General features: G+C 54.7%; 12 protein-coding genes. 1 reads left to right on the top strand and 11 read right to left on the bottom strand.

The features are described 5' to 3' along the window. Window positions 1-11: 11 nt before the first annotated feature. From bcsB to dppA, 9 genes are all read right to left on the bottom strand, one after another. Complete coding sequence (gene bcsB, locus SB13_RS13350; protein WP_072000259.1) at window positions 12-2,396, bottom strand: cellulose biosynthesis cyclic di-GMP-binding regulatory protein BcsB; 2,385 nt, start codon at window positions 2,394-2,396, stop codon at window positions 12-14. After that, complete coding sequence (gene bcsA, locus SB13_RS13345) at window positions 2,396-4,519, bottom strand: UDP-forming cellulose synthase catalytic subunit (protein ID WP_026740834.1); 2,124 nt, start codon at window positions 4,517-4,519, stop codon at window positions 2,396-2,398. Before bcsA ends, bcsB begins: the two co-directional genes overlap by 1 nt. A 96-nt stretch (window positions 4,520-4,615) precedes the next feature. After that, window positions 4,616-5,416, bottom strand: a complete 801-nt coding sequence (gene bcsQ, locus SB13_RS13340; RefSeq protein WP_026740833.1) for a cellulose biosynthesis protein BcsQ — start codon at window positions 5,414-5,416, stop codon at window positions 4,616-4,618. Then, a complete protein-coding gene (bcsO, locus tag SB13_RS13335; RefSeq protein ID WP_026740832.1) occupies window positions 5,407-5,955 on the bottom strand; it encodes a cellulose biosynthesis protein BcsO in 549 nt (182 codons plus the stop codon). The genes bcsQ and bcsO overlap by 10 nt, the downstream gene beginning before the upstream one ends. A gap of 495 nt (window positions 5,956-6,450) precedes the next feature. After that, window positions 6,451-7,467: a dipeptide ABC transporter ATP-binding subunit DppF gene (gene dppF / locus SB13_RS13330; RefSeq protein WP_026740831.1), complete on the bottom strand. Its 1,017-nt coding sequence runs from the start codon at window positions 7,465-7,467 to the stop codon at window positions 6,451-6,453. Then, the gene (gene dppD / locus SB13_RS13325) at window positions 7,464-8,441 is read right to left on the bottom strand and encodes a dipeptide ABC transporter ATP-binding protein (protein WP_026740830.1); all 978 of its coding nucleotides are present in this window, start codon (window positions 8,439-8,441) and stop codon (window positions 7,464-7,466) included. Before dppD ends, dppF begins: the two co-directional genes overlap by 4 nt. Before the next feature lie 10 nt (window positions 8,442-8,451). Next, window positions 8,452-9,357, bottom strand: a complete 906-nt coding sequence (gene dppC / locus SB13_RS13320) for a dipeptide ABC transporter permease DppC (RefSeq protein WP_026740829.1) — start codon at window positions 9,355-9,357, stop codon at window positions 8,452-8,454. A 9-nt stretch (window positions 9,358-9,366) separates the two neighbouring features. Beyond that, entirely contained in the window at window positions 9,367-10,386 is a 1,020-nt protein-coding gene (gene dppB, locus SB13_RS13315) for a dipeptide ABC transporter permease DppB (RefSeq protein ID WP_026740828.1), read from the bottom strand. A 118-nt stretch (window positions 10,387-10,504) separates the two neighbouring features. Further along, window positions 10,505-12,112: a dipeptide ABC transporter periplasmic-binding protein DppA gene (gene dppA / locus SB13_RS13310; RefSeq protein ID WP_026740827.1), complete on the bottom strand. Its 1,608-nt coding sequence runs from the start codon at window positions 12,110-12,112 to the stop codon at window positions 10,505-10,507. A gap of 1,165 nt (window positions 12,113-13,277) precedes the next feature. On the opposite strand from dppA, the gene SB13_RS13305 reads away from it, so the two are divergent. Further along, window positions 13,278-14,621 carry a 2-hydroxycarboxylate transporter family protein gene (locus tag SB13_RS13305; protein WP_026740826.1) on the top strand — a complete coding sequence of 448 codons (1,344 nt, stop codon included), beginning with the start codon at window positions 13,278-13,280 and terminating at the stop codon, window positions 14,619-14,621. 226 nt (window positions 14,622-14,847) lie between these two features. On the opposite strand, the gene dcuR is transcribed toward SB13_RS13305, so the two are convergent. Then, window positions 14,848-15,570, bottom strand: a complete 723-nt coding sequence (gene dcuR, locus SB13_RS13300) for a two-component system response regulator DcuR (RefSeq protein ID WP_026740825.1) — start codon at window positions 15,568-15,570, stop codon at window positions 14,848-14,850. After that, window positions 15,563-17,176: a sensor histidine kinase gene (locus tag SB13_RS13295; RefSeq protein ID WP_026740824.1), complete on the bottom strand. Its 1,614-nt coding sequence runs from the start codon at window positions 17,174-17,176 to the stop codon at window positions 15,563-15,565. Before SB13_RS13295 ends, dcuR begins: the two co-directional genes overlap by 8 nt. Window positions 17,177-17,208 lie beyond the last annotated feature (32 nt).

Here is a 17,208-nt window from a genome sequence, read left to right as displayed (position 1 = left end):
AGATCGCTCAATTATTTCCGGCCTGAGTCACGCTCGTCCTGCGGATGCAAACGGCGATGAGCGCGGCGTTTCAGCACGCGATACAAACCCGCTCCGCCTAACGAAGCCATGATTAAGGCGACAAACGCCAGAATGACGGCATGCTGGTTGGCATACCAGATAATCATCATGTACCAGGGCATTTGTCCGCTGGGGAACTGCGGGCCGACCCGGAAGCTGCGAATGCCGTTCTCATCGGTAATGATGGCGGTATCCCCCCTGACGGCCGCGGTGATACGCGTCGACGTCAGGTCGCCGTGCAGCCGCTGTAGCTGCTGATCGTTCGTCGCCAACACGACCACCGCCACGCGTTGAGGGTTCCACGGGGAGCGATAGCTGACAAAACCGCGCCAGAACTCATTCGAGGAGAAGTAGCGGTCGGCGTCTATCGGATGACGGGACCAGTCGCCGGTCAGCCAGTTGACCCATTGCTCAAACAGGCTGGGGGTTTTAACACCCAGCGCATGGCCGTCCGTCTGGTATGGAGACTCCGCCAGCAACGCCTTGTTGAACCCGGCGTGCGATAGCGTCGTGACCGCCAGCACATCGCTGTTTTGCAGCCGATGCCGCTCAACACCGTCTTTCGGCATGCCGAATACGACCTGGTTATGGTTGATGCTGACGCCGGTCGCATCGCCGGAACGACCCGCCATACCGAGTAGCGTGCTGATCTCCTGATCCGACGGGCGCTCCGGCAGCAACATCACCGTCTGAGAGTAGTCCGCCAGTCGGGAGAAAGGGAACGACGCGCCGATGAAATACGACAGGTTGGGCAGCATCGTGAAATGACGCGTGCGGGNCAGGTCTATCCACGAGTCGTTCTCGATGCGGCTTTTGATGTTGTTGTTCAACAGTACGCTGCACGGGGCATCCGCTTTCGGCCGGATGTTGAAGTAGAGCTGTAGTTGGTTAAAGCCGTAGATCAGATACGGGTCGAGCTTCAGCGTGTAGGACTCCTGACGATTGTCGCCCCCCAGCCGACGCCAAAGCTGCTCCAGCAGACCCTCTTTCACCATCGGCAAGTTACTGATAAAAGTGCCATTAAGCGTGACGTTCAGGTCAGAGCGATACTCGTCAATCCAGCTTTCCGCCGGGAAACGGTAACTGATGTGCACCGGAATCGTTTCGCCATCCCACAGGAAAAGGTCGGGCGCCGCCCGAAACTTGAGGTTCTGCGCGGAATGCCAGAGGCCGAGGGACGTCATGCTCTGCCCTTGTTCCAGCAGTTCGCTAAACCGGACACGCCGGTCGGTGCTGATCCAGCGCGGCGCGTCGTAGCTTTTATGGCGTGGAAGCGTCAGCGGCGTGACGGTGATGGATGTCTGTTTCGCAGTCAACGGCTGGCTGACGAGATGATAGGCGGCTTGTCTTAGCTGCTCCTCATCCTTCCCCACCACCAGCAGCAGTTTGTAGATCGGGTTGTCGGGATTATCCATCAGCTGCAACGTCGGGGCATCGACCTGGGGCAGCGTCACACGGCCGATCTTCTGGCCCGGATAGCCAAACAAAATACCGTTCTGTTCCGGCACGCTGTCTCGCTTCACGGGGAAAGTAATATCTCGCCCGTTAGTCTGAATCCCCATCCAGGACGCCACCAGCGCCGCCGCGCTCACCTGATCGGCCGTCGGTTCGGCGGGGAAAACCATCGGCACCGAGGCCGTCGCCATCTGCATGGAGTCGATAAACGGACGCGGGAAGTTGCCGATGTCCGCCCCGACGTTCAGCTGTTGGCCTTCCAGCTGCAGCGTGGTGCTAGGCAGAATGATGACGCTGTACTGTTGGGCATTGTCGCGCTCGCACATCAGGCGGTCGGAATTGATAATGCGGAAGCTGAGGTTGTTGTCGGACACCACCAGCGCGGCGGGGATCTCGATCTGATAGGTCCCGGTCTCCTGTCCGTTTGTGGTCAGGGGGACATTGCCTAGCGGCTGCCCATTCAGCATCAGCTGCAGCGCAGTGTTGCGCTGGGCCAACGCCGGAGAAACGGCGAACTTGAGCGCCAAATGGGCGGCAGTCACCACCTGATCGGCGGAGAGCGTGAATCTCAAACCGGCTTGCAGCTGACCGCCGCTTAAAGCGACGCCCTGCGTTTGGCCCATCTGCGCCACGGAAATCGTGCTGCTGAACGGTTGATTATAAACGTCCGACGGCGCATTTAACTCGGGGACGGCCTGAGGCGGCATCGCGGAGGGCGGCGCGGTGTCATAGGCGCTGGAAATTCGAGGTAACTCGCCAGGCAGCGGGGCGTCAATCAACGACAAGGGGCGGCTGGATTCCTCAGCGGCAGCGGCGCCGCCGCTGAGGCACAGCAGCAAAACCGTCGTTAACACTGAAGGCGTCCTTAACAATCTGTACATCATGCCGTTTTATCCTTTTGCTGCGTCCCTTCGGTCGTTGAGGGTAAGTCTGACGGCGTCGGCCCCGCTTTCTTTTTTCCCTTCCAGGTCAGCCAGAAGAATTCACACACCGTTCGGAATACCGTCACGAAGGAGCGCAGCGGGTTATCCCGCGGCCAGGGCGGGTCAATCCAGGCATCCGCGCGCGAGAGCACGACGCGCACCAGACCACGGCGTTGCGATAGCGGGATTTCATCAAACCGCAGGCGGATGGTGCTGTCATCGAAACTCACGGACTTCACCGGCAGCGCGATTTCACCCGCGCGAGACAATAGCTCAAGGCACTCAATGGGGTCCGTTTTGTGACGCTGATCCGGTGCCTTGATTTGCGCGCCTCCCATCGACAGATCCACGGTCACCGTACGCGAAGCGATACCGCTGGCGTAGTGAATAATCACCGGCAGTTCGACGTCGATACGGATAGTCTGCCGCGTCTGCTTCGTTTCCCGCGCCACCGCGATAGCCGCCATTAAAATCAGCAGGCTGATGCAGGCCCAGGCAACGTTCAGGGCAATGACGTACGGGTCGACGTGGTAATAGTCGTGCCCGACGGCCCGAACGGCCCCGAAGACGATCCCTACGAACAGTAGGACGGCGGTCACGATATGCGGTCGTACAATGCGGAAGTCGAAAAACCCCACGTCCAGCAGACCGCCCTTGTCCGTCACGTTGAATTTGCCGTGACGCGGGGAGATCAGGGTTAACAGCGTCGGAATGATGAGATGAAAGGCCATGACCGTTTCATAAATCTCACCCCAAAAGCTGTAGCGGAAACGTCCGTTCATCCTCGCATTGAGGTAAACCGACATCACCAGATGCGGCAACACGTAGGCAAAAATCAGGTTCGCCGACGAATGAATAATATTGAGGTTGAACAGCAGATAGGCCAAAGGCGCGGTCAGGAAGATGACGCGCGGCAGGCCGAACTGGAAGTGCAGCATGGCGCTGAGGTAACACAGACGCTGCTGCCAGGTCAGCCCTCTTCCCAGCAGCGGATTGTCCACGCGGAAAATCTGCGTCATCCCTCTCGCCCAGCGGGTACGCTGGATGACATGCAGCACCAGTCGCTCGGTCGCCAACCCCGCCGCCAGCGGGATCGCCAGAAACGCGGACTTCCAGCCGCGACGCTGCATTTTCAGCGCCGTATGCGCATCTTCCGTCACCGTTTCAACGGCGAAGCCGCCTACTTCTTCCAGCGCCGTACGACGAATCACCGCGCAGCTGCCGCAGAAGAAGGTGGCATTCCAATAGTCATTCCCCTGTTGGATCGGCCCGTAGAATAACTCGCCCTCGCTCGGCATCTGTCTGGCCGCCTTGAGGTTGCGTTCAAACGGATCGGGGGAGTAAAAGTAATGCGGCGTCTGCATCAGCGCCAGCCGGTCATCTTTCAGGAACGCGCCCACCGTCGCCTGCAAAAAAATACGCTTCGCCACGTGGTCGCAGTCGAAGACGCAAATCAGTTCGCCGTTGGTGAGCTGCATGGCGTGGTTCAGATTGCCTGCCTTGGCGTGCGAGTTATCGTCACGGGTGATATAACCCACGCCGGCTTGAGCCGCGAACACCGCGAACTCGCTGCGCTTGCCGTCATCCAGAAGGTAGACTTTGAATTTGTCCTGTGGGTAGTCCATGCACTGCGCCGCCAGCACCGTATCCCTCACCACGTCCAGACTTTCGTTGTAGGTCGGGACGTACACATCCACGGTGGGCCACAGGTTGGTATCCTCCGGCAGCGCCTCAATACCACGTTGTAGCGGCCATATGGTCTGCATGAAACTCAGCATCAAAATAATCCAGACGTAGACCTCGGCAATAAATAAGCCAATGCCCAAAATAGTTTCAATCTCGGAATTAAAATGAAGCGTTTCAGTCGCGCGCCAGTATATATAACGCGTTGACATTAATAACGTGAGAATAACCATGACCACAGTGACCTTTCGGCTTTCACCGCGGCCCAATAAAAACAGCATGCCAATACTGATTAAGCCAAAGATGTATTGTTTCTGGCTGTCCATCGGGGTGATGATAATCACTAACGCTACCGGAAATAGCACCAGTAACAACAGATAAAAAAGTGCCTTTTTCATAAATCTACCCTGATGTTCAGTCATGAGCGGTTTAATGCAGAAAAGAGGAAATATCCTAAAGTTATTGACGCAGAATGAATATCTGCGCCCTGCCTGTTAATAAGACGCAGGCACAAAGGTCTTATGGACTTCGCCATTACCTACTTTGATATCCAACAACGCCGCGATCCGTTTGCTGATTAATTCAATATCAAACGCCGCCGCTGAAGCCGGACTAAAATCGAAAATGGAGCGCTGAGAAGCGTTAGCTTCGACGACGCTTTCGTCGCGATGGACACAGCCAATCAATCTGTCGCCTTTGTTTTCGTGCATGTACGCCGCCACATCCCGGCTGATTGCGCGTCGCGTATCCGTCTGATTCAACAGCCAGTAGTATCCCTGTTTGTGGTTCAACGGCCCGCCAATGAATCGGTTTTCTTCGACCGGCGACAGGAGAGACAACGAGGCGGTATCCGCTTGCATGACGACCAGATGCAGGTCGGCCAGCTCGGTCATCGCCTTTAAGGCGGGACTGGGACCGGGAGGAAAGTCGGCCAGGATCACAAGGCCGGGGTAGTTCAGCATGGCGCTGAGTCCGCGCGCCAAAAACGCGGGGTCCGCCAGGTGGCGGTCGAAGTCCTCGCGCTGCGTTTCCGTCACGCCGCCGTAGGGCAGCACGAAAATATTACCGCCAGCCGTCAGGATGGACTGGCTCCAGTCTGGGGAGTCGACCGCGGCGGCTACGTAGCCCCGCTCATCGGATAATGGAATACCGAAATGCAGGCGCAGCGCGTTCTGGACGTCAAAATCGATCGCCAGCACTTTACTGCCGCCGCGCGCCAGGGCATAGGCCAGATTGGCCACCATCGTGGTTTTTCCGACCCCGCCTTTCGGAGAACAGAGACAAACTAACGGCATGAGGCAATTCTCTCCAGTAGCGGTTTCAACAGCGCGTCTTTATTCGGCGCCTGTGCGGTTTGCCGACCACGCGTGCTGAACATCTGCTTATAACGCTCGGACCCGAGCGGCGCCGTGCTGACCGCGGCGGTCGATTCCGGGCGGGGCGCAGGGGAAGATGAACCACGCTCCGGCGACGGCGGTGACTTCGTAGGATCGGCCGCCTGCAAAGGCATGGACGCGGCGGTCACCGCATTCAGGAGCGATCGCTGTCCTGAGGCGGCATCGTTGCGCGGGCGGGTATGGGAATCGTCCAACCTGACAGGCTTGACGACGGAAGCCGGGGCCGCGAATTCATTTTTCGCGACAGGCCTCAGAGAGGGCGGCATGCCATCGTCTAATGAAGATTCGGCACCGCTTTTATCTTCATTAATCACTTGCTTCACAATGGCCCAGCGAGAACCTTCATCATGCAAAGATCGACCCAACATTTCCTTGAAATTAATGTCTTCCGACTGGGTCTTTTCTTTGAAATGCTTCAGATCGTCATAGCTTTTCATAAGCCTCCCAAATCTCTACATGAATGGCGGCTAATATACCATTAATGAGCGAACACTTAATAAAAATATCCTTACCTATTATTACAAAATAGATTGACGTCAGCCGTGAAAATAAAATAATTAAAATGGTGAGTATTTCTAATCTGTCCTTTACGCCGCCAAAACCCGCGCAGTAGAAAATATCCCCTACTCTTTTCAAGTGTTTATAATTGAAAGTTTTATAATAAAAAAAGTAATATTTAATTACCAGAAAACGGGCGTTGTTACCGCAGTAAATAGGACTTTCCAATACGAAAAGTATTCATAACCGATTATTTTTCCAACCGGAAAACCAGCGCGTTATGTGGTGGGTTCTTCTTCCCTTTGACGCTAAAGCGAATGAGTCTGTTGGAAGGGATCAGCGGGCGCGCCTGAGCGAGTCGGCAGCATTGAAGCGCAGAAACAAGAAACCCGCCAGACGCCTGAATTATCGTCTGACGGGCTTATAACCGGTTCTTATTGCGATACGGGCTGGGGCCGCATTTCTTCTTCATCTACGGCAAAACAGGCCACCTTCCGTTCGCCGTAGGCGATAAGCTGAGGCTGCCGTGCCACACAGGCATCAAACCGTCGTCGGCATCGGGTGTTGAACGCGCATCCCGGCGGCGGATTGAGCGGGCTGGGCAGTTCTCCGCTCAGCTTGATGCGTTCGCGGCGCAAATCGGGACTTAGGCGGGGCGTCGCGGAGAGCAGCGCCTGAGTGTATGGATGGCGTGGATGGTCGAAAATCGCCGCTTTGCTGCCCTGTTCGACGCAGCGGCCCAGATACATCNCCATCACTTCATCGGCGATATGCTCGACCACCGATAAATCGTGGGAAATGAATACGTAAGACAGGCCCAGCTCCTGCTGCAGGTCCATCATCAAGTTCAGGACCTGCGCCCTGACGGACACATCCAGAGCGGACACAGGTTCATCCGCGATGAGTACGTCCGGGTCCAGCATCAAACCGCGAGCAATGGCGATACGCTGACGCTGCCCGCCGGAAAACATGTGCGGGTAACGATCGTAGAACTCCGGTCTCAGCCCAACCTTCGCCATCATCGCCAGCGCCTTTTCCCGCCGTTCGGCTCGACTCAGCGCCGTGTTGATCACCAGTGGCTCTTCCAGAATCTGACCGATTTTCTTGCGGGGATTCAGCGATGCGTACGGATTTTGAAACACGATCTGAATTTTCTGCCGCCGTAACTTTTCAGCCGCGGGGTCTGTCTTCAGCAGATCCTGCCCCTGATAATACAGTTCGCCGTGGGACGGGGTTTCGATCAGCGTCAACAGGCGGCCCAGCGTCGATTTGCCGCAGCCGGATTCGCCGACCACGGCCAGCGTTTTACCCCTTTCCAGCGTAAATGAGACGCCATCCAGCGCTTTCACCACGCGCTGGGGCTGAAAGATCCCGGACTTAACCGGGTAGTATTTTTTCAACGCTCGCGCTTCCAACAGCACGTCCTGACGCACGTCTTTATCGTGGCTCATAAACTGGGCCTCCCCGAATCATCCAGCGGCGTATGGCATTTCACCCGGCGATCGCCCCAGGGTTGCAGCTCCGGCTCTCGCTGGCGGCAGTGGTCCGTTACATACGGGCAGCGCGGGTTCAGCAGGCAGCCCGAGGGCCGGTCGTACTTGCCGGGGACGACGCCCGGCAGCGAGGCCAGCCGCGATTTATCCGTTGCGAACTCCGGCAAAGCCCGCAGCAGCGCCTGCGTATAGGGATGGCGCGGCGCCTTGAATATTTCGCCGGCAAGTCCCGACTCCACCACCTGCCCGGCATACATGACGATGATCTGATGCGCGGCTTCGGCGACCAGCGCCAGATCGTGGGTAATCAGTATCAGCGCCATATTCTCCTGCTGTTGCAGCGATAGCAGCAGCTCGACAATCTGCGCCTGAATCGTGACATCCAGCGCGGTCGTAGGCTCATCGGCGATTAACAGCTGCGGACGGCAGGCAATCGCCATCGCAATCATGACCCGCTGGCTCATGCCCCCCGACAGCTGATGAGGATACACATCCAGCCGCGAGGCCGGATCCGGTATCCCAACCATCGTCAGCAGGTCAATGGCTCGTTGGCGTCGGGTCCGACGGTTGCCGCCCTGATGCACCTTGATGGCTTCCATAATCTGAAATCCCACGGTGTAGCAGGGGTTGAGGCTGGTCATCGGGTCCTGAAAGATCATCGCGATTTCCGCGCCTACCAGCTGACGGCGCGCTTTCTCCGGCATGGCGATCAAATCACGACCGTCGAACGCCAGACTGTCGGCCGCGACCTGACCGGAATCAATCAATCCCATAATTGCCAGCGAGCTGACCGATTTGCCGGAGCCGGATTCTCCGACAATCCCCACCACCTGACCGCGTTCTACCTGATAACTGACACGGTCGACAGCCTTGAACGGCTGCTCGCCCTCGCCGAAACTGACGGACAGGTGTTCTACGTTTAGTAAGGCCATCGCTCTTCCTCTACGACTGCTTGAGTTTGGGGTCGAGAGCATCGCGCAAGCCGTCCCCCACCAAATTGAATGCCAACACCGTCAACAGAATCAGCAGTCCCGGAAAAGTCACGACCCACCACGCGCTTTGCGCATATTGCAGCACGTCCGACAGCATGGTCCCCCATTCGGGTGTGGGCGGCTGCGCGCCCATTCCCAGGAACCCTAGCGCCGCCATATCCAGAATTGCGTTAGAGAACCCCATAGATGCCTGAACAATCAAAGGAGCCAGACAGTTGGGAAAGATGTTGATGAACATCTGCCGCAGGGCGCCTGCGCCCGCGACGCGGGAAGCGGTGACGTAGTCGCGGTTGGCCTCCAGCAGCACCGCGGCGCGCGTCAGGCGCACGTAGTGCGGCAGAGAGACGAATACCAGCGCAATAGCCGCATTCACGATCGACGGGCCGAAAATCGCGACCAGCACCAGCGCCAGCAGCAGGCTCGGCAACGCCAGCATGATNTCCACCAGCCGCATGATGGCGGCATCCACCAGACCGCCGAAGTAGCCGGAGATCAGCCCCAATACGGTTCCGAACAGTAAGGAGATCGTCACGACCATACACCCGACCAGCAGCGACAGGCGCGCGCCGTACATCAGGCGGGACAACATATCGCGCCCCACATCATCCGTGCCGAGAAGAAATTTCCAGCTGCCGCCGTCTTGCCACACCGGCGGTGCAAGCAATGCTTCACGAAACTGTTCGGACGGAGAATGCGGCGCNAAAATGCCCGCCCCGATCGCGATCAACAGCATGATCATGATGTAGACCAGCCCCACGACGGCGCCTTTATTACGACGGAAGTCGTGCCAGAACGCCTGCAGCGGCGTCAACGGCAGCGGCGCCGAATTCATCGCGGGTTGAGTCAATTGCGTCATTGCGGCCTCCTATTTGCCATGCCGGATGCGCGGATTCACCACGCCATACAGCAGGTCCACCAGTACATTGACCAGAATGATCAGCGACGCCACCAACAGAACCCCGCCCTGCACGACCGGATAATCACGGCGTTGCAAGGCATCCATCAGCCAGCGTCCCAACCCCGGCCAGGAGAAAATGGTCTCCGTCAGAATGGCGCCCGCCAGCAAAGTGCCCACCTGGAGCCCAATCACCGTGACCACCGGCAGCATGGCATTACGCAGCGCATGCACCACCACCACACGCTGGCGGCTTAACCCTTTGGCGCGCGCCGTGCGGATATAATCTTCGCCCAGCACTTCCAGCATGGAAGAACGGGTCATGCGCACAATGACCGCCAGAGGAATGGTGCCAAGCACGATGGCGGGCAAAATGATATGCATCACCGCATCGACGAAGTCGCCCTGTTCCCCCCAGATAAAGGTATCAATGAGCATGAAGCCGGTCAGCGGCAGCGACTCATCCAGAAACAGGGTATCCCCCACCCGGCCGGACACCGGCGTCAGATTGAGGTGAACGGAAACCAGCATGATCAGCATCATTCCCCACCAAAAGATCGGCATGGAATAACCCGTCAAGGCTGCGCTCACCGCCGCATGATCGAAGAAAGAGTCCCGCTTGACTGCCGCCAATACGCCCACCGGAATACCCACCGCGATGGCGAAAATCATGGCGCATACGCCAAGTTCCAATGTGGCCTTGAAGCGCGGAACGAACTCTTCCCATACCGAAGTACGGCTTTTGAGCGAGGTGCCTAAATCACCGTGCAGAACGCCGTTGATGTAGTGGACATACTGTTGCCACATCGGCTTATCCAGCCCCATTTCCGCCATCAGCTGAGCGTGACGTTCGGGGGTGATCCCCCGCTCGCCAGCCATGATCATGACAGGATCGCCGGGGATCAGATGCACAAAGGCAAAGGTCAGTAGGGTAATACCGATAAACGTTGGGATAACCAGCCCCAAACGCCGGAGTATGAACTGAAACATATCCGCACTCTCTGTCGATGACCGACCCAGCGGCGGATCGGTTTGGGTCGCCACCTGCAGCGTCCATAGTCGCTGCGCGCCCGCAAGCACGCAGCAACATCCGCGTCGTGGTCAGTGATTAGTCCAGGGACACATGATTGAAGTTATGCACGCCGCGCGGCTCGATGACGTAGCCCTTCACGTTGCTGCGAATGGGTTCGTACACCGTCGAGTGAGCGATGATGAGAGCCGGAGCCTGATCGTGCATGATGACCTGCGCCTGTTTGTACAGCGCGATGCGCTTAGCCTCATCGGAGATGGCCCGAGCCGGCTGAATGACATCCTCGAATGGCTGGTAGCACCACCGGGAATAGTTGGAGCCCTTGCGAGCGGCATCGCAGCTGAACAGCGTCGCGAAGAAGTTATCCGGGTCCCCATTGTCGCCGGTCCATCCAAACAGGACGGTCTGATGCTCCCCGTCTTTGGAACGTTTTAGATACTCGCCCCATTCGTAGGTCACAATCTTGGCGTTCACGCCGATTTTGGCCCAGTCCGCCTGAATCATCTCCGCCATACGGCGCGCATTCGGGTTATACGGTCGCTGAACCGGCATGGCCCACAGGTCGATAGTAAAACCGTCCCCTAGCCCGGCTTCCTGTAAGAGCGCCTTTGCCTTTTGCGGATCATAGGCGTAATCCTGCACCGCATCGTTGTAACTCCACATAGTGGGCGGGATCAGGTTTTTGGCCGCCTGCCCGGCGCCCTGATAGACGGCGTCGATAATGGCCTGTTTGTTGACGGCATAGTTCAGCGCCTGCCGCACTTTGAGGTTATCCAGCGGCTTTTTCTCCACGTTATACGAGAGATAGCCGACGTTCATTCCAGGTTTTTCTAGCAGAATTAGGTTCTTATCCTTCCTCATGCTGGCCAAATCCGCGGGATTGGGATAAGGCATGATTTGGCATTCGTTTTTCTGCAGCTTGGCGTAACGCACAGAGGCGTCCGGCGTGATAGAGAAGACCAGGCGATCGATGCCCGGTTTCTGTCCCCAAAAGCCGTCGAACGCCTTGTACAAAATGCGGGAATCTTTCTGATATTGCTGCAGCTGGAACGGACCGGTGCCGAGCGGATTCAGATCGACTTTTTCGGGCGTTCCGGCCTTCATCATCGCATCGGCATATTCCGCGGATAAAATGGAGGCGAAATCCATCGCCAGATCGGCGGCAAAGGGCGCCTCGGCGTGGGTCAGATGGAAACGCACCGTGTGGTCGTCAACTTTTTCCACCTTCTCGATCAGGTCTCGCATCCCCATGCCTTCAAAGTACTCATAGTTACCGCCTGAGACTTTGTGATACGGGTGATTCAGATCCAGCTGACGTTGGAATGAGAACAGCACGTCATCGGCATTGAAACCGCGCGTCGGCTTGAAATCTTTACTGCTTTGCCACTTCACGTCGGTGCGCAGATGGAAGGTGTACGTTTTGCCGTCGTCGCTGATGTCCCACTTTTCCGCGAGACCCGGTTCGATCTCCGTTGTGCCACTTTTAAATTCAATCAGCCGGTTGTAGATGGGAGAAGAACTGGCATCAAACGTCGTGCCCGACGTGTATAACTGCGGATTAAAACCTTCCGGAGAGCCCTCCAAGCAATACACTAACGTTTTCGCCTGCACGCCCGCTGCAACTGAGAGCGCCAGCAGTCCAAGGCCAAGCCTTAGCATCCTTGATGTCATCATGGATTTAGCCATTTACGTATGCCTCATAGTGTGGATGTTGTGTGGTAGCAGACGGACCGTTCTTTTTATTTCGTGGTCCGCATACTGCAGCGTTACTGCGACAGGCATCAGTAACCAGGAAAATAAGCCGTGCGATGCCTCCCTGCTTGCCGAATAAATAAAGGGAAATACCCACACACGGACGGAGCTCTTTCCTGTCGTGTCATCAATTTGTCAACTGTTCACATTCAGGTCAATACGCCCAATCTGGATTTACAAAGCTATCGAGAGCGTTGGTACGAACTAAAAAAAGAAAAAATATGCTCAATTCAGATTTAAAATCCGATATACATAAAAAATTAAGCCTAAAATTACATAAAAGTCCAAATAGAGTAATTTAAAGATAAAAAATAACTATATGAAATTCATCTTACCCTTCTGATTTTCAACGTCACTTTTCCGGCATCTTCTTGTAAAAGTGATATTTAAGCCACAAAAGCGGGAGTGTTGTGATTGACAGCTTTTCATTTCACGAGGCTTAAGATGACTATCTGCGTGAGGTGAAAAAAGTGGTGGCGAGAGCTGCCGGCTTAATAGAAGCTATACTCCCGCTTCATCTGGAGCGGACGCCTCAAGGCCCTGTTCGTCTGTGAAAAGAAACGGTGCGGCATGACTGGCGTCACAAAATAAAAGGAAATGGAAACGAGGAAATTGGCTGAAATGAGGGTAATTATGTGATCGCGTAGGCAAACTACTGCAAATATTAAAAACTAAGATATTAATAATTACTGGCGTGATCTCATATTTCTCCCGAGAGATTTACATTAGTTTTAAAATTTTATTACTTAAGCGCCTATGGTTATTTTTATCATGCAATTATATCAAGATAAAAAACAAATTCCCTGCTTCAATAACGCTATTCCCTAACCCTGAGTTAATTTTAATTACAAAACTAAGAATTAAATTATTTAAAATGGAAGTGCCGTTCAGTTCACAATTACATCACGCACTCAATTAATGGCTATTATTTTTAACAATAAGCCATGATAAATTGCCTGATATTCAATGGCAGTACCCGAAATACCATACCCATTCACATTACGCATGTGAGCAAAAATAAAATAACGATTTATTATTCATAGCCTTACATTTTCCGATTGCCCTTTGTATGCCCTACCACCACAACAAGGTGAATATAATGAAAAAAATTGATGCTGATATCCTCCGTGAGGATACCCTCGTGAATACTCCGCCTCCTGGCTTTATGAGTAGTTTGAATAAAACCACGATTGGCTCCGTTCCTTTAGTTCTCTTTATCGTCATTTCCGCCATTGTTTTTGTCGCCGCCTATACCGGTGTTTTGCCCAGAAATATGATCGGCGGTTTCGCCGTTATCATGTCGATGGGATTTTTATTGGCGCACATTGGCCGCAATATTCCGGTGTTAAAAGAGATTGGTGGGCCAGCAATTCTGTGCCTGATCGTGCCGTCGGTATTGGTCTATTACGAGTTCTTTAATGACACCACGCTGGATACCGTGACCCTGCTGATGAAAGAGGCCAACTTCCTCTATTTCGTCATCGCCAGTTTGGTGGTGGGCAGTATTCTCGGCATGAACCGCATCATTCTGATTCAGGGCATGGTGCGTATGTTCGTTCCGCTGGTGATCGGTACTGTCACCGCCGTGTCTACCGGCCTGCTGGTGGGTAAATTGTGCGGTTATAGCTTCTACCATACCTTCTTCTTCATCATCGTACCCATCATCGGCGGCGGTATCGGCGAAGGCATTCTGCCGCTTTCCCTGGCCTACTCCGCCATTCTGGGTCAGTCTCCCGACGTCTATGTGGCCCAGCTGGCGCCAGCTGCCGTCGTAGGCAACATTTTCGCTATCATCTGCGCAGGTATGCTGGCGCGACTGGGTATGGCCCGCAAAGATCTCAACGGCCAAGGTCGACTGATCCGCAGCGATAAAGACAATGAGATCTTCAATGTGAAAGAAGCGCCAAAACCGGTGGACTTCACGCTGATGGGCGGCGGACTGCTGCTTATTTGCGCCTTCTTCATCGTTGGCGGTCTGGCGGAGAAAATCGTGCACATCCCCGGCCCTGTTCTGATGATCCTGATCGCCGTCATCTGTAAATACGCTCGCGTCATCCCTTCCAGCATGGAAACCGGTGCCAGCAGCTTTTACAAATTCGTTTCCAGCTCTCTGGTATGGCCGCTGATGATTGGGCTCGGCATGCTGTATGTCCCGTTGGAAAGCGTTGTCGCAGTCTTCTCTGTCGGTTACGTACTGGTATGTGGTTCCGTGGTGATCTCTATGGCGCTCGTCAGCTTCTTCATCGCGCCGTACCTCAATATGTATCCTATTGAGTCATCCATCGTCACGACCTGTCACAGCGGCCTTGGCGGCACCGGCGACGTCGCCATCCTTTCCGCCTCCAACCGCATGTCGCTGATGCCGTTCGCGCAAATCGCAACGCGTATTGGCGGTGCGTCTACGGTTATCGGCGCCACGCTGTTGCTGAGATTGTTCGTCTAGTCAACATCAGCCCCGGAAAACCACCGCCTCTGATCGGTGGTTTTTTTTCGCCTGCATTCGAGAAAGGTCCTTTTCCGAAGAAGTAGAGAAAGAAGAACGATAAAAAAAACCCGCCGCCTCTTAGAGGTGCGGGTTTTCATTATGTCGGTGGAGCCGTTTTTCAGTTCAAATCTAGCGGCTCACCATTATTCGCCCTGTGAGCATGCTCTGCATGCCATCATCACGATTATTCGCAATATTGGCGCAATGCATCCTGCTTTTCAGGCAACAGACGGTAGAGATACACCGGACGTCCCGTCGAACCATACAGGATGTTAGTGGCGAGAATGCCGGTATCCGCCAGGTAGATGAGGTACTTACGGCAAGAAACGCGCGAGATGCCAATCGCATTGGCCAGCATTTCGGTGGAGAACTCCGCCCCTTGATTACCTTCAATCCACTCGCATACGGTACGCAGCGTCAGGCTCGTCAGCCCTTTCGGCAGCTTCTTACGCTCGGCGACAGGGTTTCCGCTGGTGCGTCTAATCAAGTTATCGATATCCGTTTGCGCCACGAATTCACGGTGTTTAAGCAGGTTTGCCTCTTCGCGGTAAGCGGTCAGCGCCTGCTCGAAACGAGCAAACTGGAAAGGTTTAATCAGATAGTCCACCACACCATAGTGCAGGGCTTTTTTGATGGTGTAGACGTCGCTGGCTGACGAGATGATGATCACGTCAGTATGCTCGCTGAATTCGCGGATAGCCGGCAACAAGTCCAGCCCGTTATCCTGCTGCATGTAAATATCCAGCAGCACCAGATCGATTTCGCAATCTGGCTGCATCAGCAGATTTCTGGCCTGCTGCAACGTGGAGACAGTAGCGTAACAGTTGAATCCGGAAACCTGATTCAGGTAACACTTGTTCAACTCAGCCACCATGGCATCGTCGTCAACGATCAGTACATTAATCATGGTCAATCTGCCTTGCTTTATAAGGAATATTCACGAAAAACTGGGTATACACCTCGGGTTCAGAGTCAAGATCGATGGTGCCGCCAATTTTTTCCAGACTTTGTTTAGTCAAATACAAGCCAATGCCGCGTCCACTGCCTTTGGTCGAGAATCCTTCCTGGTAAATCTTTTGCTGAATATCCAGCGGTATACCCGGGCCATCGTCACTGACCATACAGTGAAGATGCCCTTTTTTATGATGGAACGTGACGCGGATCTCGCGGTTTTCGAGGCCGGTCATCGCGTCTAGCGCATTCTCGATCAGGTTCCCCAGAACCGTAATCAATTCGTTTGTCGCTTCCACATCATCGGTATCCGGCAGCAGACTGTCTTCGCTAATCGACAGGTTGATACCTAAATCCCGCGCCCGGTTGATCTTCCCGAGCAAAAATCCGGCGATCACGGGAGATTTGATTTTACGGATAATGGCGCCAATTTCCGCCTGATAATGATTTGCCGTTTTGAGAATGTACTCTTCGAGCTGCGGGTAATATTTTAAATGCAGCATACCCAGAATGACGTGCAGTTTGTTCATGAATTCATGAGACTGCGCGCGCAGCGCGTCGGCGTAATACGACATCCCGGTCAACCGTTGCACCAGCTGGCTAATTTCGGTTTTGTCCCGCAACGTGGCGATGGCGCCTATCGTTTCCCCATTCACCACGACCGGCACCGTGTTGGTGAGTAGCTGGTTGCCGTTGAAATTGATCTCTTCGTCTCGCTGTGGTTTTCCGGATTTCACGACGTTTTCCAGACTCATCAGAGCGGGCCAACGACTAATCGTACTGCCGATAGTCAGCTCATTGCTGGCGGAATGCTGACTGAACAAGCGCTGGGCTTCATCGTTGACTATCGTCACGCGTAATTCAGTATCGACCGCAATAACGCCTTCCTTAATCTGCTTCAGCATGGCGTTACGCTGCTCAAACAGATTTGAAATCTCGAAGGGTTCGAAGCCAAGCATGATTCGTTTCAGGGCTTTAACCAGAAAATACGTGCCCAACAATCCAACCAGCGCTCCAAAAAGGATAGTCCAAGGAATAATCCAGCGGTTTTCATTGATCAGCGACTGCACGCTGGTCAACGAGATCCCCACAGCGACCACGCCCAACTGTTTGCCGCTCTGGTCGAAGACCGGGACAAATACCCGCAGGGCAGGTTCCAGCACCCCACGGTTCACCGCCGAATTCTCAAGGCCCATCAGAGCCGGATAGAGGTCGTTGCCGATGAAGTGGCGGCCAATCTGGTCGGACTCGGGATGCGAATGGCGAATCCCTTTCATATCGGTCACGATGACGAACAGTAAGTGATTACGCCATTTCACTTCTTCCGAAAAGCGCTGCACCTCTTCCGGGTTGCCGACATTGCTCAACTCATGGATCACTACGGGGGCATAAGCGACGGTGCGAGCGATGGCAAAGGCCTTCTCTCTGAGGTGGCTTTCCGTCAGCTCACTGATACGGAAAAACAGTAGGGCATACACCACCAGTAGTACGGAACCAATCACCGCCGACACCATAAGGATGATGGACGTACTCAGCTTCAGCGGAGTCTTCTTCTTACTCATGGCTCGCTCCGAAAGATTGTCGTAACCCACTA

This window comes from Lonsdalea quercina subsp. quercina (genome assembly GCF_000688695.1).
GTDB classification, from domain to species: Bacteria; Pseudomonadota; Gammaproteobacteria; order Enterobacterales; family Enterobacteriaceae; genus Lonsdalea; species Lonsdalea quercina_D.
This window is presented reverse-complemented; position numbering and strand designations above follow the sequence as displayed.